18 protein-coding genes are annotated in these 22814 nt (G+C 45.5%); 8 read left to right on the top strand and 10 right to left on the bottom strand.

Translation table 11 applies throughout. The features are described from left to right. The first annotated feature begins 30 nt into the window (after positions 1-30). The gene (locus tag LZG73_RS04900) at positions 31-447 is read left to right on the top strand and encodes a DUF6157 family protein (protein ID WP_233846596.1); all 417 of its coding nucleotides are present in this window, start codon (positions 31-33) and stop codon (positions 445-447) included. On the opposite strand, the gene LZG73_RS04895 is transcribed toward LZG73_RS04900, so the two are convergent. Next, positions 448-1980: an alkaline phosphatase family protein gene (locus tag LZG73_RS04895; protein ID WP_233846594.1), complete on the bottom strand. Its 1533-nt coding sequence runs from the start codon at positions 1978-1980 to the stop codon at positions 448-450. Positions 1981-1998: 18 nt separating this feature from the next. Continuing rightward, positions 1999-2805, bottom strand: coding sequence for a hypothetical protein (locus tag LZG73_RS04890; protein WP_233846592.1), 807 nt, complete (start codon positions 2803-2805; stop codon positions 1999-2001). Positions 2806-2921: 116 nt separating this feature from the next. On the opposite strand from LZG73_RS04890, the gene LZG73_RS04885 reads away from it, so the two are divergent. Further along, the gene (locus LZG73_RS04885) at positions 2922-3218 is read left to right on the top strand and encodes a hypothetical protein (RefSeq protein ID WP_233846590.1); all 297 of its coding nucleotides are present in this window, start codon (positions 2922-2924) and stop codon (positions 3216-3218) included. Between the two features lie 18 nt (positions 3219-3236). Here LZG73_RS04885 and LZG73_RS04880 read toward each other — a convergent pair whose 3' ends face one another. Continuing rightward, a complete protein-coding gene (locus LZG73_RS04880; RefSeq protein ID WP_233846589.1) occupies positions 3237-4046 on the bottom strand; it encodes a sugar phosphate isomerase/epimerase in 810 nt (269 codons plus the stop codon). A 156-nt stretch (positions 4047-4202) separates the two neighbouring features. Between LZG73_RS04880 and LZG73_RS04875 the strand changes: the two genes are divergently transcribed. Then, positions 4203-5759, top strand: a complete 1557-nt coding sequence (locus tag LZG73_RS04875; RefSeq protein WP_233846588.1) for a sulfatase — start codon at positions 4203-4205, stop codon at positions 5757-5759. Here LZG73_RS04875 and LZG73_RS04870 read toward each other — a convergent pair. After that, positions 5749-6180, bottom strand: a complete 432-nt coding sequence (locus LZG73_RS04870; protein ID WP_233846587.1) for a transposase — start codon at positions 6178-6180, stop codon at positions 5749-5751. The two genes, LZG73_RS04875 and LZG73_RS04870, sit on opposite strands and share 11 nt — an antisense overlap. A 146-nt stretch (positions 6181-6326) precedes the next feature. On the opposite strand from LZG73_RS04870, the gene xth reads away from it, so the two are divergent. Next, complete coding sequence (gene xth, locus LZG73_RS04865; RefSeq protein ID WP_233846586.1) at positions 6327-7103, top strand: exodeoxyribonuclease III; 777 nt, start codon at positions 6327-6329, stop codon at positions 7101-7103. Between the two features lie 85 nt (positions 7104-7188). Further along, a complete protein-coding gene (locus LZG73_RS04860; RefSeq protein ID WP_233846585.1) occupies positions 7189-8181 on the top strand; it encodes a hypothetical protein in 993 nt (330 codons plus the stop codon). Positions 8182-8211: 30 nt separating this feature from the next. Here LZG73_RS04860 and LZG73_RS04855 read toward each other — a convergent pair whose 3' ends face one another. Next, entirely contained in the window at positions 8212-9072 is an 861-nt protein-coding gene (locus LZG73_RS04855; RefSeq protein ID WP_233846584.1) for a sugar phosphate isomerase/epimerase, read from the bottom strand. Between the two features lie 220 nt (positions 9073-9292). Between LZG73_RS04855 and LZG73_RS04850 the strand changes: the two genes are divergently transcribed. From LZG73_RS04850 to LZG73_RS04840, 3 genes are all read left to right on the top strand, one after another. Beyond that, the gene (locus LZG73_RS04850; RefSeq protein WP_233846583.1) at positions 9293-9631 is read left to right on the top strand and encodes a PadR family transcriptional regulator; all 339 of its coding nucleotides are present in this window, start codon (positions 9293-9295) and stop codon (positions 9629-9631) included. A 1-nt stretch (position 9632) separates the two neighbouring features. Beyond that, on the top strand, positions 9633-12254 hold the full coding sequence (locus tag LZG73_RS04845; RefSeq protein ID WP_233846581.1) for an ABC transporter permease: 2622 nt from the start codon (positions 9633-9635) through the stop codon (positions 12252-12254). 169 nt (positions 12255-12423) lie between these two features. Continuing rightward, the gene (locus LZG73_RS04840; protein ID WP_233846579.1) at positions 12424-13443 is read left to right on the top strand and encodes a ScyD/ScyE family protein; all 1020 of its coding nucleotides are present in this window, start codon (positions 12424-12426) and stop codon (positions 13441-13443) included. 86 nt (positions 13444-13529) lie between these two features. On the opposite strand, the gene LZG73_RS04835 is transcribed toward LZG73_RS04840, so the two are convergent. The 5 genes from LZG73_RS04835 to LZG73_RS04815 all read right to left on the bottom strand — a co-directional run bounded on the left by LZG73_RS04835 (position 13530) and on the right by LZG73_RS04815 (position 22748). After that, on the bottom strand, positions 13530-16553 hold the full coding sequence (locus tag LZG73_RS04835; RefSeq protein ID WP_233846578.1) for an ATP-binding protein: 3024 nt from the start codon (positions 16551-16553) through the stop codon (positions 13530-13532). Then, on the bottom strand, positions 16546-16938 hold the full coding sequence (locus LZG73_RS04830) for a response regulator (protein ID WP_233846577.1): 393 nt from the start codon (positions 16936-16938) through the stop codon (positions 16546-16548). Before LZG73_RS04830 ends, LZG73_RS04835 begins: the two co-directional genes overlap by 8 nt. Before the next feature lie 57 nt (positions 16939-16995). After that, positions 16996-21207, bottom strand: coding sequence for a hybrid sensor histidine kinase/response regulator (locus tag LZG73_RS04825; RefSeq protein ID WP_233846576.1), 4212 nt, complete (start codon positions 21205-21207; stop codon positions 16996-16998). A gap of 108 nt (positions 21208-21315) precedes the next feature. Continuing rightward, the gene (locus LZG73_RS04820) at positions 21316-21699 is read right to left on the bottom strand and encodes a response regulator (protein ID WP_233846575.1); all 384 of its coding nucleotides are present in this window, start codon (positions 21697-21699) and stop codon (positions 21316-21318) included. 74 nt (positions 21700-21773) lie between these two features. Beyond that, the gene (locus LZG73_RS04815; protein WP_233846574.1) at positions 21774-22748 is read right to left on the bottom strand and encodes a TonB family protein; all 975 of its coding nucleotides are present in this window, start codon (positions 22746-22748) and stop codon (positions 21774-21776) included. Between the last annotated feature and the right edge of the window lie 66 nt (positions 22749-22814).

Raw genomic sequence — 22814 nt, 5'->3', positions numbered from 1 at the left:
CATTGATCAACGAACAAACCAAAAATTGCTATGAAAGTCCACACAACCAATTACAAAGACGCATTCATACAAGTCGCTGACGACAGTCCGGCAAAAGGAGGCGAAGTTCCGCCGGTAAAGGCGTCAGAAAAATCCGTTGCCACCATTCAGTTTGAACTCATCAAAGATCATCCTTACAAATATTCGTCCGACGACGTGCTTTTTCAAACATTCGCAACCCGAAACGGCATTAGCGAAGAAGAGTTAACCGCGGAACGTGAGAAATTCTTCTCTAAAGGTCAGGCCTGCCTTCGCGCTTCGCCATTAACAAAACGCTATGGCTGGGGCATCCACAGCGACGCAGACGGAAAAGTGGCCTTAGTAGGCGTCGATTCCGAAGAATATAAAAAGTTTTCGTCAGATGAAAAGCTGGAAGTTGTAAAAGCAATGCGGTCAAAACGGGTGTAATTACCGCCGCTCAGCTCGGCTGAAATTGAAGTAGCGATATTTTCCTAGCGTGGTGAAGTAAAGCGTTAGTTTGTAGGTTCCCCATGGATATTTTACTTCGCTAACCAATGTTTCTTCGACGACTTTTCCGGGAGATTGACCAGGCTTTTTCAGCAATTCAGAAATGACCCTTCCGTCCATTTCTTTGGGGATCGGCAGTCCGTAAATTGCCAAAATGGTCGGCGCAATGTCCACATTGGATGTTGGCAAATTAGTTGTTGCCAGTTTTTTAATGTCTGGCCCGAATGCGGTTAAGGCAATTGTAATTTCGTGTGGACTTGAACCGCCGTGACCGGCGACACCCAGGGCAAAATCAGCTCCGGCGAATCCATTGGTGTTCTTTTCATTGTTCCACTGCGGAGAAACGAGGATATCGCCCGTTCGCTTGGGATGATTAAAATGTATCGCATCGAACGAAAAAGTGCCTTCAAGCCAGCCTTTCGTGCTGCCGGGTTTGTATGCCTTTGTAAAAACAGCCCCTACCCACTCCTCTTTGTGAAGCGCAACAACAATCTTTTCAATGGTTTCCTCATTGCGATCCTTCACATAAATCAAGCCGTCAGCAACAACGACGTCATCTGATTCTTTATCTTTCTTAAAGCCTGCTTTGATCAGAAATTCAGTCAAATCCTGCTTTCCGGAATGTGTTACAAATCCGTGGTCGGTTGAAATGATGATGTTGTATTGCTCTGCGAGTCCGCGTGCATTTAATGTGTCCAAGATGCGGCCAAACTGTGCATCCACAAACTTGATTGCGTTCACCGCCTCGTCAGACCCAATTCCCTTTTCATGCGCAGCACCATCGGGATCCGAAAACCAGATGGCGCTTACTAGCGGCGCTTCTTTGCTCAAACTGTATTTTACCAACCCATCCGTGATCCATTTGTGACGGTTTTCATCTTCTGACCCCTCGGTTGCAACAGGCCCAATGTCGGCTAAAACCTGCGTTTTGAACGAATCAGGCAAGATCAGGCCCGGGTTAATGATGGCTCCGCCGCTAATTTTGTAATTCTGCAAAAATGCCTGACCCGTCGTTCCCGAACTGAAAACCATCATTTTTTCACCGGCGGATTCTAAAACTTCGCCAAGCGTCACAGCAGTCAGCAACGGTCCCGAAATGGCGGACATCACTTTGGAAAGATCCCCATGCGACGTGTTAATACTTTTGTTTTTATCAACTTCCGGGAAATACACTGCATTGCCCAGAATGCCGTGCGTTCCGGGATATGAACCGGTGGAATAAGATGCAGCATTGACGCGCGTAACGGTCGGAAAAACGCTGTGATGGCGCTCGCCGGTTGACGCCTTCTTTCTGAATGCGAACAGGTTAGGCATTTGCTGCTCCGTAATGTAATCCGGTCGCAACCCGTCGAAAAATACAAGCAGTGTTTTGTTTTTATTGCTTGTCGCGGGACTTGCTGTTTGCCCAAAAACCATTGGGCTGAAAGAAGCAATCAGCAGGAAACAGGCGAAGATTTTTGACTTGTTTTTCATGGATTGCAGCGGTTTAACTTACTTAATCTCAGCTGAAATAATTTTGTTTTCGGCCCGGTTAATGCCGAAAATGATTTGCTTATTCTTCTGCCAGTGATCCATCGCAATTCCTTGCCCATGCATCGGCGCGGGCACGGTCGCAATGTGTTCGAGTGTAAAGCCAGACTTTGGAATTTTCATAACATAAAGTTCGTCCTCGTCATGGCCCGTGCAATACAGCAGGTTGTCGTTGCCCCAGGCACCGCCGGAATTGCTTTTCGGCGTAAACAGGTCGACGATAATTTTAGGAAAAATCCAGGATTCCAGCTGCCTCCACTCCATATCAAACTTCACCACGGAAGTCCAGCGCACGTCGCGGCCTTCGCTTGCCTCCTTGCCTGCATAGTGCGCAAAACCGCACCACCAAAATCCGTCTTTCTGGTCAATCCAAGTCAGGGAACCGTGCTCAGCAATGCCAAAACTGTGGTTATCAATATGTTGCATGGTGTTCACATCGAATATTTCAATAGAGCTCGCCATTGGGATTTCGGGATAATTTGTATTTGCACAATACATTTTGCCTTTAATGACGACCCCGCTGTTCAGGTGTTTGATCCCATCTTTCGTCCCGTCCCACATTGCGACCTGCTCTCCGCCTGCCTTCTTATGCTTCGTAATTGTGCTGTTATTAATCACATAAAAATACATTTCATCAACCGCAACCGCCTGTTTCGCCTCCGCAACCTGAAACGACTGAACTTCCTTAACCGACTGCCCAAAACCAGCAAACGAGACAAAAAAGCTAACTGCCAGGAAGAACTGCACAAAAGCGCTGCGTAAAGACATAAAGAATAGAAATTTTTGCTCGCTAAAAGTAAAGAATTATTTTTCCAGGCGATTTACGCAATGATTAATATATTGTAAGAAATAAATTGAGAACTGATTGAGCGAAATGCATTAAAATGGAAGAAAAAACAGAACTCAGTGAAAAAATAGAGGCCTTACTAGCGGAAGGTGACGCCGCGATAGCAGACGCACGTTCTTACCTGATCAGTCGGGGCGAGTTGGTGGATCTGTCGCAATGGGTGACCATTAAAGAATATTGTGATCGCTTCGGGATTAGGAATGTCGAAACTGTTCTAAACTGGATTAAAAGAGGCATTATTCCCAAAGAAAACGTGCTATTGGTTGCGGAATTCAACAATACAAAATTGATAAAAGCTATCCCATATGGCGTAAGAACTACAAAAGTCTCCTAAATCCCCGCGTCAAACTCATTAACCATAATATCGCGCTTTTAACAGCTCCATCATGTACACATTAATTTCCCATTGGTTAGCAATGGGCATTTGGGTGTGGGGAAGTGACGGCATGTAGGGCGCGGGACCAAACTCAGTTGTTATGGTCAGCTGCGTGGCATTTTTTTGATGCGCCGCCACAACCTGATCCCACCATTTAAGGTGCGCTTCCAATGCTGACTCCCACTCAGATGCTCGCGGGTCGTTAACCTGCGGACCTTCCGGATGCCCTACCCGACTGTGAATGTGATCCGTATGCGCGATGGCGAGTGCCACCGCTTCGGCTTGATCTTCAAGCAATGATTCATGCACGTTGCACCAATGCGAAATATCAAGCGCAATTCGTAAACTGGGAATTTTGGTCAAATAATCTTTGGTAATGTGCGCTGCAAACAAGCTTTTTCCTCGATGCGTTTCGTGAATAATGCGAATGCCCGACGCATCAGAAAGCGAAGATGCGAGGCCGAAAAGCCGCTCATTTTGATCAAACGAAAAGTAATCTTTCCCCGTCTGGCAGTTGATAAAAATGGGCTTGGCCGCAATGAGATTGGTTAAATATTTTTCATAATTCGCCGCATGCGCATCAATGTCGGCCTCAATCGACTGCCAATATTGCCCGATCAATTCAAGGCCATATTTGGCGAGATTTTCCAAAATCGACTCTTTTTCTTTCGGCTCAAAAGGCAAAGCCATCTCCACACCATCATAGCCGGCTGCTTTTACCCGCTGGCAAAACTGGTCAAACGGCAATGTGTTCCCCCACTCGGGCGCATAAAATTTGATCTTCATTGTTGGACTTTGTCGGTTTGCTGGAAAAAGACTCACATCAGATGAATTCTACCAATATTTCGGCAAAATGGCTTTTAAGAGGTTGGCAGGCTGTTATTAATGATATTATTTTTAATTTGCCAGAAAACGATCCAACCTAGATCCTGAAATTTACAAATGAAGTTTGTCCCGGTTTCCAAATATTTTCTGCTACTAATCGTCCTCGTTGCACCCCAATTTTCGAGCGCGCAATCGAAGCTGGATAAACCCAACATTATTGTTTTTCTGGTGGATGATATGGGCTGGCAGGACACTTCCGTGCCGTTTTGGACACAAGTGACGGCGTTTAATAAACGCTATCGCACGCCTAATATGGAGCGCTTGGCAAGGGAAGGAATGAAGTTTACCAATGCATATGCAATGCCCGTTTGCACGCCGTCGCGCGTGAGCTTGCTAACCGGCGCCAATGCAGCACGAACGCACGTTACACATTGGACTTCACCGGATAAGGACAAAAACACGGACTACGAAGATCCCATCTTAAAGCCTGTTGACTGGAATATCAATGGTTTCAGTCCTGTCGCTGACATTGCGCACACATTCTATGGAACGCCTTTGCCCGCCATTCTCCAAAAAAACGGTTATTACACGGTTCATAGTGGTAAAGCGCATTTCGGTTCGACAGGCACGCCGGGTTCTGATCCAAAAAATGTCGGCTTTGATGTGAACATTGCCGGCAGCTCCATCGGCCATCCAGCGAGTTATCTTGGCGAAAAAAATTACGACAATCCGGTCAAAGGAAAGCCTCACCGCAATGCTGTTCCCGGCCTCGAAGCTTATCATGGCACCGATGTTTTCCTCACCGACGCGATTACGACCGAAGCATTGAAAGCAATCGAAAAACCGGTGACTGAGCAAAAGCCATTTTTCTTATATCTGGCGCATTATGCCGTTCACACGCCTTTGAATGCGGACAAACGTTTTTTGGACCTTTATTTAAAAATGGGGCTGGACAGCTCGGAAGCAAAATATGCGGCACTCGTTGAAGGCATGGACAAGAGCCTGGGCGACGTGCTTAACTTTCTGGATAAGAATAAGATCGGCGACAACACGCTCATTCTTTTTATGTCGGACAATGGCGGTTTGAGCACAACGCCTGCGCGCGGCGGGCAGGCCTGGACACACAATTTGCCGTTGAAAGCTGGCAAGGGTTCCGTTTATGAAGGCGGCATCCGCGAGCCGATGCTCGTGCGCTGGCCCAAGGTCGTTAAGCCTGCGAGTGTCGCTGATCAATATGTTATCATTGAGGATTTTTTTCCGACCATTTTAGACATTGCCGGAATTAAAAATCACAAATTGGTCCAAAAAGTGGATGGAAAAAGCTTTCTGCCAATTCTTAAAAATGCAAATGTTAAAGATCAGAGCCGTGAAATTTTGTGGCATCATCCGAACCGCTGGATTGCAGCGGAAGGGCCCAACATTCACTATGCAAGCGCTTTCCGCAAGGGTGACTGGAAACTGATTTACGATTACCGCAATGCCAAATTGGAATTGTATAATCTGAAAGCCGATATTGGCGAGCAAAATGATCTGGCAGCTTCGAAGCCTGAAAAAGTGAAAGAACTAGCCACATTATTTTCCAAAAAATTAAAGGAAATGAATGCGCAATGGCCGGTTTTTAAAAGCTCCGGCGAACAGGTTCCGCTGCCCGACGTCGTTGCCGCTAAGCTTTAACCGTTTCCAGCAACTGCTCATTCAAAATTTCAATAAAGTCGATCAGGACCGTATTTTGGTCGTTTTCGTTGAGATATAACTTGATTTTCCTGACGAAGTCGTAAAGCGGCTCGTAATATTTATGCCCGGTCTCATCCTGGAATTCCTGGATTGTAAAAGCATTTCCTTTTTTCATAATCAGGTAAACGGCGATGAAGAAATACGAGATCGGTAACTTACTGCCTTCCAGCACAGTGCCGCTTTGAAGCGTGGTCCGAAACCTGCATTGCTTGCATTGGAACTGTTGCTTCGGAGCCAGCCAGTAATGTCGCGTTCCGCCGCATTTTTTACAGGTTATGCCTTTTCTCAACCGCAATTCCTTAAAAGCTGCCGTAGCAACTTCCTCATTTTTGTAAAAATCTATCAATTTTCCGGTTTGCATAGTTTACACTTACAATGGATTCCATTTGTCCAAAACTACAAAATACAAACGAAAAAATATAAAGTCTATCGAATTAATATAGATTGGAAAATCAAAGGCCTGGTTTTTTAACATTCAGTACAAAACCAACATTAGAATCAATTGCTATGAGAATTGCAACATACAACGTGAATGGCGTGAATGGCCGACTGCCGGTGCTGCTGCGCTGGCTGGAACTTACCAAACCGGACGTCGTTTGCTTACAGGAATTAAAGGCTCCACAAGAAAAATTTCCTGAAAAAGACCTTCTGGAAGCGGGTTACAATGCAATTTGGCACGGGCAAAAAAGCTGGAACGGCGTTGCAATTCTTTCGCGCGGATTGGAGTTAAAGGAAGTTCGCCGGGAGCTGCCGGGCGATGAGGAAGATTTGCACAGCCGTTATATCGAAGCCATTGTCAATGGCATGCTGGTGGCGTGCTTGTATCTTCCCAATGGCAATCCCGCTCCTGGCCCGAAGCTTGATTACAAAATGCGCTGGTTCGAACGCTTCACTGCACACGCAGCCGAGCTGATTGCTTATGATGTGCCCGTTGTGCTTGCTGGCGACTATAATGTGATGCCTACCGAACTCGATGTTTATAAGCCGGAGCGCTGGGTTGACGACGCCCTTTTCAGGCCGGAAGTGCGGGCGGCTTTCAAAAATGTTGTGGATCAAGGCTGGACGGATGCCATCAGAAAATTGTATCCCGGTGAAACGATTTACACATTCTGGGATTATTTCAGAAATGCTTTCGGCCGTAATGCGGGACTTCGCATTGACCACTTTTTACTAAGTCCGCATCTGGATTCGAGGCTTGTGGCTGGCGGGGTGGACAAGGAAGTCCGGGGTTGGGAGAAATCAAGCGACCATGCGCCAACGTGGATCGAGATTAAGGACATTTAACAGCGCTTGCAACCGAATGTTCATTGTAAGCCGCCTGCAAATAATTAGGTAACCGACGCTGGAAAAGGTTGGTTATTTTGACTGCATGAAGACGGTCACACTTTTCAATTGGCTCGCAATCGGCGTCTATTCAATTGGCATTTTGGCAACATTACTATTTGCTAAAACCCAATCAGATCGGCTGATGGCTAACGGCATGTTGCTCATGCTTTACATTCCGCTGGCTATCCTCGCGGTGCTTAATTATTTGCCGTATAAGATGACCAAAATCATTGCAATGGTCATTAACATCTATCCCGTTGCAATGGGTGTGTTTTATCTTGGGCTTGGGAAGGTCATTGCCAGTTATCAGTCGAAAAGTTATGACCAGGAGGTTCGTGCGCAGGCGGATGGCTCGTTTTATTTTCAAGATCCACTGAGAAGAAATCTGGCCACGCACATTGCAGCCGGTGATATTAAGCAGTTGAAAAATGCATTGCAACAGCCCATTCCGAACCTGAATGCGAGTGGAGAAGACCACGTTGCTATGTTGGATTTTACGGCAATGCAGGCAGGCAAACTATCAAAGCAAACGGTTATTACAATGATCCAAATGCTGATTGATAAAGGAGCTGAAATTGAAACAAGAGACGCATTGCGCACGCCAACTCAATTCCTCGTTTTGGCTTCTGATCCTGATCTTCTAAAAGTCTTGTTGAAAAATGGTGCTGACGCCAATGCAATAGAAAAAGAACGGAATTATCACATCCTGTTTCTAGCGCTTTATTTGGATTCAACCGATCATTATAAAGCTGAAAAAGTAAGATTGCTGCTGGACCACGGCGCGGATCCGAATGCCTTGTCGCCTAAAAGTGAGGACGTGATTGTCTCGTCAATCCTGGCCGCCGCAGCGGATGCGGAAGAATGGGAAATTTGTAATTTGCTGCTCAAATATGGCGCAAAATTAGATTCAGTTTCGAAAGAAGGCCAAAATATAAGAAATGCAGTTGATATGCATTGTCAGCAATTTGAAGACTTGGATAAAATGCCTCCGTTGGAGCTCGCTTTTTTAAAAGAGCGCCTAAAAAATATGCGTTAGCATTGCTTAGGCGCTCTTTTCATTGCGAAATCAATAAGTAAGGCTTTTCAGATAAGCCATTGTTTGCGGCACTTGCGTTGCGTAACTCGGACTTTCGTCTTCAATGTAATAATGTTCGATTGCGGATTTTTTCGCAGCTTTTAAAATCTTAGGAATGTCAAGCTGGCCTGTTCCCAATGCGACATCGTTTTCAACTGGCGTTCCTCCGGAGAGATTTCCTTCAACGCCTTTTTTCAAATCCTTCATATGCATGAGTTTGAAGCGTTTCGGGTATTTTTCAAGCAAACCGGCTGGGTCGCCGCCTGGGAAAAATGCCCAAAGCAAATCGAGTTCGAAGCTTACATATTGCGGATCTGTTTTTTGGATTATGTAATCCATTAAAGTGCCGTCTTCATGTTTTTCGAACTCATAACCATGATTGTGATAGCAGAATGTGAGTCCGAATTCATCTTTCAACTGTTTTCCTATCTTGTTGAAATCTGCAACCGTTTTTTCTGCCATTTCAAGTGTAAACGGACCTTTATGCGGAACCCAGGCAACCCGAACGAACTTCGCGCCGAGCGTCTTAGCATTTTCACCAACCTCTTTGGTTTTGTCCAAAGCATCGGCATAGTTCACACCAAAAGAAGAGCATTTCATGCCGCGTTCGTCAAGCAATTTTCTGAGCTCCGCTGCTGTTTTGCCAAATAAATTTGAAAATTCCATATCCTTGATGGCCAGTTTTTGCAGCGTATCCAGCGTGGCAGCAGGATCTTTTGCCAGACTTTTTCGAAATGTGTAGGAAACCATTCCCGGCGTCTGCGGAAAAAGCGGTTTGCTCTTCTGGGCATAGGCTGCATTGAAGCCAAAAGTCAGTAGAAAAAATGCGATTAGCGATCTGTTGATTTTCATTGTCAAGGTTAAAGTGATTTTCAATAAAGACGAAAAAACGCTGATCATACCCTATTGTTTCAAATCCTTCGCAAGCGTCCGATTTGGCCAAACGAATGTCCGAAAACGAACAGCCGCCAATCAGAAAAATCACCTGAAAATGCATTCTGACATCGCTAACAAACATTTCAAAAAATGGTATGACATTTGATCGACATTATCGTATCAAATACTGAATGATATGAAAAGAACCTTCTTGGGAGAGTTTGAAGAAGTTGTTTTGCTGACTGTTGCCATTCTTGGCGAAGACGCATACGCCGTAACCGTCACGCAGGAATTGGAACAAAAAACCGGTCGTGTGGTCGGATTCAGCTCCGTGCATACAACATTGCAACGGCTCGAAGAAAAGCATTTTCTGTCGTCCATGATGGGCGGAGCAACTGCTGAACGGGGTGGTCGGCGCAAGCGGTTTTTCGCTGTTACGGCATTGGGTCGCAAGGCGTTAATGGAAGTCAAGCAGGTCAGAGAAGAGCTTTGGAATGCACTGCCGCCGCAAACGTTGCAATTAATGGGTTTGTAATATGATTAAGAACAATCCCTTACCCAAACCGCCCTGGTGGGCAACGAAGCTGCTTCATTGGTGGGCTGACCCGAACACTTCCGAAGAAGTTGAAGGAGACTTGCTCGAAATGTATGCTTACTGGCTCCAAACAGCTGGTTCACAGCGAGCTAGATGGCGATACGCTGTAAGTGTTTTCAAATTGCTAAGGCCATTTGCAAAGCGTAAAACATCAAAGGACTACACGAAAACTTATCTACTTAGCCATGCCATGATACAAAACTATCTCAAAATCGCTTTCCGGAACCTCTTGAAAAACAAGGGATATTCCGCTATTAACATTGGCGGCTTGTCTGTGGGCATGGCCGTCGCAATGCTCATTGGCTTATGGATGTTCGATGAATTGTCTTTTGATCGTTCTCACAAAAACCATGATCGTGTGGCGCAGGTTTTCCAGTTTGTCACATTTGAGGTTGAGAAATCCATTTACGACGTAATGCCTATTCCGCTGGCGGATGTACTCCGGGCCAAATATCCTGACTTCAAATCGGTTGCCTTATCCAAACGCCAGGGCCAGATTCTTGCGGCTGGTGACAAGAAATTTGAGAAATCCGGCAACTCCGTGGAGCCTGCGTTTCTGGACATGATCTCGGTTGATATGCTGGCCGGGAATTACAGTGCCCTGGATGAAGCCAATTCGATATTGCTCTCAGAATCGTTGGCAAAAGCGCTTTTTGGCAATGCAAGCCCGATTGACAAGCTAATCAAAATTGATAACAAGATTGACGTGAAGGTTACGGGCGTTTATTTAGATTTTCCGGCAAACAGCACGTTTAAAGAAGTGTCTTTTTTGACGCCGTGGAATTTATATCTCAACAATGATCCCTATGCGAAAGGGATGGCAACGGATTGGGATAGCAACAATTACCAAATTTATGCGCAACTGAAAGATGGCGCTGATTTTGATAAAACCTCTGCCAAGATCAAGGATATCAGAGTAAAGATGGAAAATCCGCCAGGTTACAAACCGGAATTTTTTCTGCATCCTATGGACAAATGGCACCTTTATGGGGAGTTTAAAAATGGTGTCAACACGGGTGGATTAATTCAGTTCGTCTGGCTTTTCGGCATCATTGGCGCTTTTGTTTTGTTTCTCGCGTGCATTAACTTCATGAATCTGAGCACTGCGCGGTCCGAAAAGCGTGCGAAAGAAGTTGGCATAAGAAAGGCAATCGGTTCGTTACGCGGGCAGTTGATCAGCCAGTTTTTCAGCGAATCGCTGCTTGTCGTATTTTTCGCATTCATGCTCTCCGTCTTTTTGGCTGCTGCGGCTTTGCCGTTTTTCAATGAAGTTTCCGGGAAAGAAATGTCTATTCTTTGGGCAAATCCCTATTTCTGGCTTTCCGGCATTGGTTTCAGTTTGCTTACCGGCATTATTGCAGGAAGTTACCCAGCGATTTATCTCTCCTCTTTTCAACCATTAAAGGTTTTGAAAGGCACATTCTCGGTGGGTCGTTTTGCTGCTATTCCTCGTAAGGTGCTTGTTGTCATGCAATTCACTGTTTCGGTAACGCTCATTATTGGCACGATCATAATCTTCCGCCAGATCCAGTTTGCCAAAAACCGCCCCGTGGGTTACACCAAACACGGTTTGATCGAAATCAAAATGAACACGCCCGAGTTGTTTCGACATTACAACGCATTGCGGTCAGATTTGCTGAATACAGGCGCCGTGACAGAAATGTCTGAATCTTCGGGTGCCATTACTACTCAGGACGGAGGCACGACCGATGTTTCATGGGAGGGAAAAAGGCCTGACATGCAGCCGCTGATCATGTCAAATGCTGTGACGCACGAGTATGGGAAAACGGTTGGCTGGCAGCTCACCCAGGGACGCGATTTTTCGAAAATCTTCTCAACGGACTCATCTGCAATGATCCTAAACGAGTCCGCAGTAAAGTTGATGAACTTTAAAAAACCGCTCGATTCGTTCGTAACCGCCAGCGGTAAGCCTTACAAAGTAATTGGTGTGGTCAAGGATATGATCAAGGAAAATCCGTTCGCGCCTGTCAGCCCTTCGTTTTTCATCATCAATTATCGAAATGTTGGCATGATCAATATCAGACTGGCGCCGGACATGAGTGCCAGCGAAGCGTTGGCCAAAGTTGAAAATGTATTTGAGAAATTTAATCCTGGCAGTCCTTTTACTTACAAATTTGCGGATGAAGAATATAACAAGAAGTTTGGCAATGAAGAGCGGATCGGAAGGCTCGCGAGCTTCTTTGCAATCCTGGCAATCTTCATTTCTTGCCTCGGACTTTTTGGACTGGCATCCTTCGTTGCCGAACAGCGCACCAAAGAAATCGGCATTCGTAAAGTGCTTGGCGCCTCTGTCGCCAATTTGTGGGGCATGCTGTCAAAAGACTTTGTTTTGCTCGTTATCATTGCATGTTTAATTTCCGTGCCGATCTCCTGGCATTTCATGAGTGAGTGGCTTAAAAAATATCAATATCACACAGCTATTTCCTGGTGGATATTTGCCGTAACCGGCATGGGCGCCCTTGGAATTACGCTCCTGACTGTAAGTTTTCAAGCGATCAAAGCCGCTCTGGTTGACCCGGTTAAGAGCTTGCGGAGCGAGTGATATTGTCTTTTTCGCAAAACCAGTTTGCCCCGAAAAGCAATGTTCAAGTCAAAAAATATTGATGTCAAAACCACTAAATAAGAACATCGGCTGAGATGGTCTGATCGTGCCGACTTTTACCAATATTTGCGCCCGACAACTTTAAATCTCAACCTAAATTCTATTACGTATGAAGACTTCAAATCTACTGCGATTTGCCCTTTTTGGCCTGACGCTCGCCCTTAGTTGCACAGACCACGCGCCGGACCCGGTTCAATTTAACAGCGAAGAATTTTCAAAAGGACAACTGATTGCCCCAATCGCGATCACCAAAGGCGACAACAACACACTTTGGGTGACGGAACAGGGCTCTGCGGCGGATTCGATCGACACATTTGACGGAAGGGTTTCTGTGCTGGGAGCTGACGGAACGGCTTATCCCGCAATTACCGGATTCAGGTCGAGAACCAGTCCTGAGCATATGCCTAGCGGACTGACACACTTACTTTACAAAAACGGATGGCTTTACATTCTGCACGGCGTGGAAGGTCGGCTTTACAAAGCGAATGTAGGCGCCTGGAAGCCGGGAGACGCTCCATTAGAGGCCAAAAATCTTGAATATGAAAACATTGGTGATTTTGTAAAAAATCAATTCCCTAATCCATCAACTGCTGAATCAAACCTTTATAACCTGACTTGGGGGCCAGGCGGTGACCTTTTCATCACGGATGCTGCCGGTAACATGATCGTTCGCAGAAAAAGTGATGGCTCATTAAGCAAGTTTGCGACTTTCGATGATTTCGTTAACCCAAAAGCACCGGTTGGCGGTCCAACGGTTGATTTTGTTCCAACAGGAATTGCATGGGATGGCAGCAAATTTTACGTAACATCGCTTACTGGATTCCCATTCAACAAAGACCTTGCGGAAATCAAAGTTGTGGATCAAAATGGCGCCGTGTCTGACTACAAAAAAGGCTTTACAACGCTTGTGGACGTTGTACTTACGGATAGCAACAAGCCGCTAGTCTTGCATTTCGCAGACTTTTCACCTGCTTTCGAATTTGTGCCTGGAACAGGAACAGTTTCAAACGAAGACGGACTTGTGGTCCAAGGTGGTTTGGTGATGCCAACTGACATTGAAAAGGTTAACACGAACACATATTACGTCGTTTCGCTTGGTCTCGGCAAAGTGCTTAAACTAACGTATTAATGCATTGAAGAACACTTGCTCAGAAACAAAAAAGATGCCTCCCTGTAATGGGAAGGCATTTTTTTTGCATGTTGAATAAAAGCAAATTATGTAGGAAACCAAATATTAAACACCGCTCCATGACCCGGACTTGACTCGGCAGCAATGTAGCCGTTGTGCTGCTCAACGATTTTTTTCACAATGCTAAGCCCGATTCCTGTGCCGGAATACTCGTGCTTGCCATGAAGTCGCTGGAAAAGACTAAAAATCTTCTCGCTAAATTCCTGCTCAAAACCAATTCCATTGTCCGAAAACGTGATGCGTTGAAAACGGTCCGTCGCGTTTACAGGCAATGGTGACACCACATCGGTCCCGTCAACAATGTTCGATTCAATTTTGATTTCGGGCTGTCCGGTTGAGAATTTAAGCGAATTACTGATCAGGTTTGAAAACAACTGATTGATCTGAAAACCATTTCCATGAATTTTAGGCAACTCACCGAACAGGATATTCGCGTGTTTTTCCTCTATTAGCAGCTCAAAATCTTCTTCAATGTCTTTTAGTATTTTATTAAGGTCAACCTCTGCGTAATCGTCTCCAATCGAAGCCAGTCTGCTGTAAGTCAAAACGGATTGTATAAGGTCGCTCATGCGCTGGGCTGATGCATTTATCTTATTATAATAAGCTTGAACGGCCTTTTGATCGTGGCCATTCTTTTCAATCATGTGGATAAATGTCTGGATTTTCCTTAACGGCTCTTGCAAGTCATGGCTGGCAATATAATTGAACGATTCCAATTCCTTGTTCGCCTTTAACAAATCCTGGGTGCGTTGCTGCACTTTCAGTTCCAGCCGCTGTTCCACTTCTTTCCGAGCCTTGAAAATCTTGATTTGTGCCTTGATCCGCGCAAGCATTTCATTTGCAGAAAAAGGTTTGACCAGATAATCATCCGCACCAATTTCCAAACCTTCAATCTTCGATTCCTCACCCGCTCTTGCTGTAACGAGCACAATGGGAATCTCAGCCGTGTTGGGATTGGTTTTCAGACGCCTTAACAATTCAATTCCATCCACTTCCGGCATCATAATATCACTTAAAATAAGCGTAGGGCGTTGTTCATGAATTTTGGCAAGCGCATCCGCCCCATTTGTTGCCGTTATCGTATTGTATTTTGTCGAAATTAAGGACTGAATGTGCTGGCGCATATCTGCATTATCATCCACAATCATGACCAGATCCCGCCCTTTGACATTCGCATCGGGATTATTTGTCGGTATTGTTTCCTGCTGCGCTTTATCGCTTGCGATCATTGCGGCAGCTTCCTGCAAATGCAGGCTTGAACCGGAAATCTCGAATTCGGAGTCGCGTTCTGATGTTTGCGAACCGGGTAAATGCGCCTTTCCAACAGGCAGCGAAACCGTGAATTTACTTCCTTCACCTTCCACGCTTTCGACATCAATTGTGCCCTGGTGCAACTGAACAAGCTCTTTGATCAGGGACAATCCAATTCCAGTTCCTTCATAAGTCCTTCCCGCCGTATTTTGGATCCGGTGAAAACGCTCAAACATGCGTGGCAATTCTGCTTGTGGAATGCCCACGCCAGTGTCTTCCACATTCAGCATCACATGCTTGTCATTGGCGTCTAGAGATAAAGTGATGGTGCCTTTTAATGTATATTTGAATGCATTGGATAGAAGATTAAAAACAATTTTTTCCCACATCTGCCGGTCCAGATACACCTGCGGAATGTCGTCGTTAGCAATTATTTTCAGCTCTAAATCAGCCTTTTCTATTACGGAACGGAAGTTAGCTGCAAGATTCCTGGTGTAATTAGCAACGTCAGTTAATACGAAATTGGCAAGATGCCTGCCACTTTCAATGCGGCTAAAATCAAGCAATGTATTTACGAGTTTCAGCAAACGCAATGCATTGCGGTGTGTGACTTCAATCCGCTGCTTTTCCGCACTTCCCAATTTGAGAAACGGCTGATTGAGCAACTCTTCAAGCGGCCCCAAAATCAGCATTAAAGGCGTTCTGAACTCGTGGCTAATGTTGGTAAAAAAAAGCGTTTTCGCCTTATCCAGCTCTTCAAGCGCATTGGAACGTCTCCGCTCCTCTTCGTAAGCAAGTGTGTTGTTAACCCCAAGCGAAATCTGGTCAGCAATGAGGTGAACAAAATTTCGATAAGCGTCGTCAAATTTGCGATATGGATTCAGCCCGACCGTCAGAATTGCGAGCGGGAACTGTTTGTTAGCAGATTTAATGGGAACGTCCAGAAACAACCGGGGCGAGACGTCCCAGGCTCCGCGCGGCAAAACCTGCCACCTTTCCGAACTGCTTGATTCAATAACGCCGTTTTCATTAACCGCTCTCGAAATGCTCACCGCATTGGCTGTGGCAGACTGCAAATCAATGATCTGCCCGAGTGGTTGCTGACCCGGCTCAAATCCGGCAGCGCCAACGATTTCAGCAATGCTTCCTTCGTGTTTTATTTTGTATAAAATCACAAAAGGAAAATCGCGCGTATTCATAGAAAGGGCTTTGACAGCCTGCGCATAAACCTCCTGCTCTGTTTTCTTTTGTGCAAGCGTGTCCAGCTGCTGCATGGTTTTGAGCGACCTTTCATTGATAATGCGCTCAGTGTCAGCCGTATTGTAGCATATTATTCCCTCCGGAAGCCCATCGGCTCCGAGCACGGGTGTGTAAGAGAATGTATAGTAAGTTTCCTCCGGAAATCCGCTGCGCTTCATAATAAGCAACTGGGATTCGACATATGTGCCCTCGTCTTTTTCCATCGCGCGTGAAAGGAGCGGCGCTATATCTTTCCAAATGTCTTGCCAAACCACCGAAGCCGGCTGGCCAAGCGCAATAGGATGTTTGCCTCGCACAATGTCAATGTAAGCGTCGTTGTAAAGCTTGATCAGCTGGCTCCCCCATCCTATCCAGATCGGCTGCTTGGAACTAAGCATAATCCGGACACACGTTTTCAGGCTTTGTGGCCACGATTCTGGTTTCCCCAAAGGTGTGGCATTCCAATCGTGCACGCGCATGCGCCCGCCCATCTCGCCTCCGCCAGCAAGGAATTCCAATGATTTTATTTCAGAATCAATCATCAAGGGTTGCCTAGACATATTCTGCCACAACTTTTTTTATTTCTTCTTTCACCTTATCTGTGTTTGCCTGTTTTTTGATAAGATCAGAAGCTCCCAGATCCTTGCATTTTTTTACAATGGCATTTTCATCTGAGGTTGAATACATTATTGCCGGGATATGGAACAATGCAGGTCGTTTTTTCAGCTCGACTAAAAATTCCATACCATTCATTCTCGGCATGTTGATGTCAATGAAAATAATGTGCGGATTGACTGAACCTTGCTCCAATTTTTCGAGTGCATTCAGACCGTCTTTTGCAAATACACATTCTGCATCGGGCAGTGCATCTTCAACCATCAGGGAAAATATTTCCTGATCGTCAATGTCGTCGTCAACTAGAAACACGGTCAATTTCGTTGGCATTAAGATGAAAATTCGGAGTTGGGATGTGGCGGCAAGATAATAAAAATCCTTGCTTCATTAAGCCGATATGCACGTCAGATAAGCCCTTTTTAAGGAGGAAGTAATGTCGTCATAACGCAGCGGTTTGGAAATGTAATCATCCATTCCGGCTTGAAGACAGTCTTCCCGGTCCTCCTTCATGGCGTTGGCAGTCATGGCGATAATGTATGGCTGGTCAATGTGTTGCTTGCGAATGCGACGGGTTGCTTCGAGCCCGTCGAGCTCCGGCATTTGCACATCCATAAAAATGACATCGCACTTTTCAGCGATTGCTTTGGCGACGACTTCAATGCCGTCACGCGTGACTTCGGGCTGGTAACCCAGCTTGCTGAGGATTTTCACAAATAACATTTCGTTGATCTGGTTGTCTTCGGCGATGAAGATTTTCAGTGGATATTTTAATGCAAAGTCCTCATTCAGTGGCGCTTTCACGGGAGACAATGCTGGTTCCCGCACTTGATCACCCTGATTTTTAAGTTCAAGTTGTATCAGTTGTCCAAGTTGCTGATGTTTGACAGGTTTGGTCAAAATCGCGGCAAATAAATCTCTGAAATTCTTTTTCTTGTCGTCCCCGACCGAGCTCAGCAAGAAGATCGGCAACGTCGGAAAACGCTCCTTAATCTTGCCAGCCAGCATAATGCCATCCATTTCGGGCATTTGCTGATCGCTAATTACTAGGTCAAATTTGGCACCATTATCTAATATTTCAAGCGCTTCTTTCCCGGATGTGGCCAGGGTCGGCAACAGTTTCCATTGCTCCAACTGCGCCTGAAAAATGCGCAGATTCGTCTCGTTATCATCAACCACCAACACACATTTCCCTTCATTTTCGGCCGTATTGAAGTGCACGTATTGCCGCTGCGTCTCCGTACTGATTTGCGCACAAATCGAGAATTGGAAACATGTGCCTTTGTCGGGTTCGCTGTCGACGCTGATAGTGCCTCCCATCAGGCTAACCAGTCGCTGACTGATCACGAGGCCAAGTCCCGTGCCGCCATATTTGCGCGTGTGAGAAGAATCCACCTGAGAAAATGCCACAAAGAGCCGGTCGAGCTTATCTGCGGGAATGCCGATGCCTGTGTCTTTGATCTGGAAATTCAGCTCGATCTCGTCGTCGCTGATATTTTTTACAAATTTTACAATGACCAGAATTTCACCCTGCTGCGTAAACTTTATCGCATTTCCGACCAGATTAATGAGGATTTGCCGGAGACGCTGGCTGTCGCCCATGATCTGGTTTGGCACTTGCGGGCTGATCTCGTAGACCAGATCGAGCCCGATTACGGCCGCTTTGGAAGAAAATATATCCAAAACGCCTTCAATGCAATCGCGCAAGTTGAAGCTGATCTTTTCCAACTCCATATTGCCCGATTCGATTTTGGAGAAATCGAGAATGTCATTGATAACCGTCAACAGACTATCGCCGCATTTGATAATCGTGTCTGTATATTCAGTTTGCTCCTCATTCAGAGGCGTTTGCGCCAGCAGCAGCGCCATCCCGATCACGCCGTTCATGGGCGTGCGGATCTCGTGGCTCATCGTTGCCAAAAACACGCTTTTAGCCATATTGGCTTTTTCGGCATCTTGTCTCGCGTGCAATTCGCGTTCATGCTGACCGTGCAATTTCGTATTCATTACTTGCAGATCAGCTGACTGCAATTCCAGCTCATGCTTCTGGTTATTGACCTCAATAGTCCTTTCTTCAACTTGCTCTTGCAAGTGGTTTTTCTGTCTCTTAATAACCCCAATCCTCCAAAAATAAACGCCGAAAACCAGCCCCGCAATCGACAGCGCCGCCAATGTTCGGAACCACATTGTTTGCCAAAATGGGGGTGTAATGTGCAGGATAATGCTCGTGCCTTTTGTATTCCAGACTCCGTCATTGTTGGAAGCTTTCACCTTAAACACATAATCTCCCGGGTCAAGATTGGTGTAAGTGGCTTTGCGGTTTGTCCCTGAGTAGATCCAGTTTTTGTCGAAACCTGCCAACTGATAGGCGTATTGATTTTTGTCTGAAAGCGTGTAATTCAATGCTGTAAATTCAAATGAAAGCATCGATTGCTCATAGGAAACCGTGATTTCTTTGGCTGCGCTGATTTCATTTGCAATCGGTGAATGCTCCCCCTGAACATGCACGGGCTGATTGAAAATCTGGAAGTCGGTGATAAAAACAGGTGGGATAAACGAATTGTATTTAATGCTGTCCGGGTGGAAATAGTTGAGCCCATATTGGCCGCCAATAAAAATAACGCCTTCCTTGTTCTTGTAAAGCGATAACCTGTTAAACGACCCTTCTTGCAACCCATCGCTGAAATCAAAATTTTTGAACTCGCTGATTGTTGGGTTTAGCCTGGACAAGCCTTGATTGGTGCTCACCCAAAGCATTCCGTGCGCATCTTCCGTGATTCCCTGCACGACATCATTGGGCAATCCATCCTTCTTTTGATAATGCTTAAATGTCTTAGTTTTCTCATCAAACACATTCAAACCGCCGTTTGTAGCAATCCACAGTTGCCCTTTTTTATTTTCAAAAATTGCATTCACCCGATTATTAGACAAGCTGTTAGGTTGCGAAACATGGGCTTTGAACGCTGTAAACTTGCCGGTTCGCTCGTCCAACATGTTTAGTCCATTCCCTTCGGTGCCGACCCAAAGATTGTGCTGCGAATCCAAGAGCAATGAAAGCACGACGTCACCGCTGAGCGAGCCTGTTATTTTGGGATTATGGTTGTACGCGATGAATGCACCTGTGGCTTTGTCAAATTTCAAAAGGCCTTTTGACGTGCCAATCCACAGACAGCGCCGATCAGCGTCGTTGATAATCACGTGAATGTTGGCCTTGATCGCCGAAGCCGCATTGCTGCCATTATTCAGATTATGTAACGTGCCCGATTTTTTGTCATAAAAGCTGAGCCCGCCCTTGTAATTTCCAATCCAAACATTTGCATTTTCATCTTCACACATGGTAATGATGTAATTACTCGCTATGCTTTTCGCGTTTCCTGAATCGTGTGTAAAATAGGTGAATTGATTAGTCGTCCTGTCAACCAAATTAATGCCGCCGCCATCCGTTCCCAGCCAAAGCTTTCCCGTAACATCCTCAATTACAGACAAAACATTGTCATTGTTCAGGCTTTGCGAGCTGCTCATGCTTGTCTTATACAAGCCAAACTTTAATGGTTCGCGGTCCAGCACGTTCACACCGCCGCTGTAAGTTCCCACCCACATTGTGCCTTGCGGATCGCAATACATGGCATAAATAGAGCCATTATTTAGTCCATCAATGTCATACTTATTGTGTCTAAAATGCTTGAACTGATAGTTTTCCTGCAAAATATTGATCCCCCCATTGCGCGTGCCGACCCAGATTTTTCCGCCTCCATCTTCCTCAATCGAAATCACATCATTATGGGAAAGTCCCGTCGGCTGATCATTGCGCTTGAAACTGGTGAATGTGCCAGTTTTGCGATCATACAAATTGAGCCCGCCGCCTTCGGTCGCAATCCACAATCGGCCGCGCGAATCTTCCACAATTTCATTAAGGTCATCGTGACTGATGGATCTGGGATTAGCTGGATTATGGCGATAATTGATGAAACTTTTGGTTGTGCTGATAAAGCGATTAAGCCCTCCACCGCCCGTTCCAATCCAGACAGTCCCATTGCGGTCTACCGTTATGTCACTCACCTCATTGTGGCTCAGGCTTCCCGAAAGGGCAGGATTGCTGATATAATTCGTGAATTTTTGGGATTTGGGATTAAACACGCTCGCTCCCGCACCGATGGTTCCCAGCCAGATATTGCCGTCCTTATCCTCTGCAATCGCATGGACTTTGTTGCTGCTTATGGTAGAATTATCGCCCGTTTTGTGTAGATAATTTGTAAAACTCTCGCGGTCGCTGTTGAACAAGCTTAGCCCGCCATCGTCAGTCCCCACCCAAATTCTTCCAGATTTGTCCTGGAAAATTGCGTGTACATAATTGTGGCTGAGACTTTTGGAATTTTGAGGATCGTTGCGGTACACAGTGAATTTGTAGCCGTCGTATTTGTTCAGCCCATCTTGTGTGCCAAACCACATGAAGCCGCGTTTGTCTTTTATAACGCAGGTGACATTATTCTGCGACAAACCCTGACCCGTGGTGAGGTGCCGGAATTTGGCATTAATATTTTGTGCAAAAGAATGGGTGAAAAAGAGAATTAGAACAAGCGCGCTGGTAAACGTTTTTTGCATGCAAACCAATCAGTTAGAAGTATTTCTACGTAAATTTAACTGAAATTGTTACTCTGCAAAGAAATTTTATAAAATAACGCCCAACAAGCGGTTCTTACAAAGAGAAGATTATTGGATGACCATTGTCTCCCGAAGTTTTTCAGCCAGCATCTCAACCGAGCTGGGTTTAGAAATCACCTTCAAAATGCCAAGGGCATCATAACTTGGCAAGTCGGAGAGCTGAAAACCGGTAAGGATAATGATTTCAGCTGAACTTGCTCCAAGTGCTTCATTAATAGAGAACAGGCATTTCGGAAACTCCATGGCAGGCATGTTGACGTCCACAAAAATGCTGTCAGGATGCGGATATATTCCTTTTTTGATTCTTTCAACGGCATCAAGGCAATCAAATGCGTGTTCGCAATTCACATCAGGAAATGCCATTTCCAATGCGTAGTTAAAAATTTCGTGATCGTCGGGATCGTCATCAATTAGCAGAATATTCTTATTCATGGCTGGCTCAATCGGTTACATTAATGAACCATTAAAATAATTATTCCCGAAAACGGTCCGAGATGAAAATTGTCCTATTTTCTGAATTTCATCTCAACAGCGGGAACAGGCATCACTACTGGGCTTGAAATCATGTAATAGCGGTTCAGCTCAGTTTTCGGCGCCTCCTTTTCTGAAAGATCAATGGATCTTTCGAAAAATGCTTTGAACTCGGACTTCGGGCTAAACAATGGCTTAAACACACTCAAACGGCTCTTTCTGGTGTAAAAGTCAGGCTGTTTTTCTCGAATGTGGATGGGCAGCTTTTGTATTTCAAGATCAAACGGAATGACCATCGTATATCGAACAGCGACTGCTTTCCCATTTTGCCGGGCAGGTGTCCATTGTGGCATTTGCTGTACAAGTCGTACAGCTTCTTCATCAATCCCCCACCCTGGCCCGTTCACAATCACTGGACTGCTGATATTTCCTTTTTCGTCCAAAAAAAATGAAACAAAAGCCTGACCTTCAATGCCCGCCTGCAACGCCTCGGCCGGATATTGCAAGTGATGCGCTAAAAACTTGACCAGTTCCTTATTGCCTCCTGGAAAGCGCGGCCACCTTTCCAGTGTCAATCCGCTGCCCAAAGTTTCATTCGCAACATCAGATGCTTTTCCGTTTTCGTGGGAAACATTGCTCTGTGCAACCCAGCCTGGCTTTCGTTTCAACGCAATTTCCAACTCCTTTGTCGACTTCTTAACGGTGATCTCGAAAGGCACATATTCGGAGTGATTAACTTGGAGCAAACTGTTCTCTGCAATGCCGTTTATTTCAAAATATCCTCTCAGATTAGTGACAGTTCCTGCTGTGGATTCTTTTACAAAAACGGCCACATTGGCAACGGGAATCCCATTTTCATCTTTGACCGTTCCTTTGATGTCGAACGTTTCCCGCCTGACAGCAGCATTAATGTCAACAATGAAAGCACTGAAAAGAAAGCAAATTAAAGTTGTGCGGAGAAATGTTGTAGTGGCAAGCGAGTTCTTAATCAGGCAAAGCGGCTTTTTCATGAGGGCTTCAATTTTGATCTTTTGAACGGAAAAGCATTGCGGGATAATTGTCTGTAAAATAGCAAA

The sequence above is a fragment of the Dyadobacter sp. CY326 genome, assembly GCF_021390515.1.
Lineage (GTDB): Bacteria > Bacteroidota > Bacteroidia > Cytophagales > Spirosomataceae > Dyadobacter.
This window is presented reverse-complemented; position numbering and strand designations above follow the sequence as displayed.

Excerpts from the sequence above, each read along its gene's own strand:
- LZG73_RS04900 (WP_233846596.1), top strand. The coding sequence starts at position 31 with ATGAAAGTCCACACAACCAATTACAAAGACGCATTCATACAAGTCGCT.
- LZG73_RS04895 (WP_233846594.1), bottom strand. The coding sequence starts at position 1,980 with ATGAAAAACAAGTCAAAAATCTTCGCCTGTTTCCTGCTGATTGCTTCT.
- LZG73_RS04890 (WP_233846592.1), bottom strand. The coding sequence starts at position 2,805 with ATGTCTTTACGCAGCGCTTTTGTGCAGTTCTTCCTGGCAGTTAGCTTT.
- LZG73_RS04885 (WP_233846590.1), top strand. The coding sequence starts at position 2,922 with ATGGAAGAAAAAACAGAACTCAGTGAAAAAATAGAGGCCTTACTAGCG.
- LZG73_RS04880 (WP_233846589.1), bottom strand. The coding sequence starts at position 4,046 with ATGAAGATCAAATTTTATGCGCCCGAGTGGGGGAACACATTGCCGTTT.
- LZG73_RS04875 (WP_233846588.1), top strand. The coding sequence starts at position 4,203 with ATGAAGTTTGTCCCGGTTTCCAAATATTTTCTGCTACTAATCGTCCTC.
- LZG73_RS04870 (WP_233846587.1), bottom strand. The coding sequence starts at position 6,180 with ATGCAAACCGGAAAATTGATAGATTTTTACAAAAATGAGGAAGTTGCT.
- xth (WP_233846586.1), top strand. The coding sequence starts at position 6,327 with ATGAGAATTGCAACATACAACGTGAATGGCGTGAATGGCCGACTGCCG.
- LZG73_RS04860 (WP_233846585.1), top strand. The coding sequence starts at position 7,189 with ATGAAGACGGTCACACTTTTCAATTGGCTCGCAATCGGCGTCTATTCA.
- LZG73_RS04855 (WP_233846584.1), bottom strand. The coding sequence starts at position 9,072 with ATGAAAATCAACAGATCGCTAATCGCATTTTTTCTACTGACTTTTGGC.
- LZG73_RS04850 (WP_233846583.1), top strand. The coding sequence starts at position 9,293 with ATGAAAAGAACCTTCTTGGGAGAGTTTGAAGAAGTTGTTTTGCTGACT.
- LZG73_RS04845 (WP_233846581.1), top strand. The coding sequence starts at position 9,633 with ATGATTAAGAACAATCCCTTACCCAAACCGCCCTGGTGGGCAACGAAG.
- LZG73_RS04840 (WP_233846579.1), top strand. The coding sequence starts at position 12,424 with ATGAAGACTTCAAATCTACTGCGATTTGCCCTTTTTGGCCTGACGCTC.
- LZG73_RS04835 (WP_233846578.1), bottom strand. The coding sequence starts at position 16,553 with ATGTCTAGGCAACCCTTGATGATTGATTCTGAAATAAAATCATTGGAA.
- LZG73_RS04830 (WP_233846577.1), bottom strand. The coding sequence starts at position 16,938 with ATGCCAACGAAATTGACCGTGTTTCTAGTTGACGACGACATTGACGAT.
- LZG73_RS04825 (WP_233846576.1), bottom strand. The coding sequence starts at position 21,207 with ATGCAAAAAACGTTTACCAGCGCGCTTGTTCTAATTCTCTTTTTCACC.
- LZG73_RS04820 (WP_233846575.1), bottom strand. The coding sequence starts at position 21,699 with ATGAATAAGAATATTCTGCTAATTGATGACGATCCCGACGATCACGAA.
- LZG73_RS04815 (WP_233846574.1), bottom strand. The coding sequence starts at position 22,748 with ATGAAAAAGCCGCTTTGCCTGATTAAGAACTCGCTTGCCACTACAACA.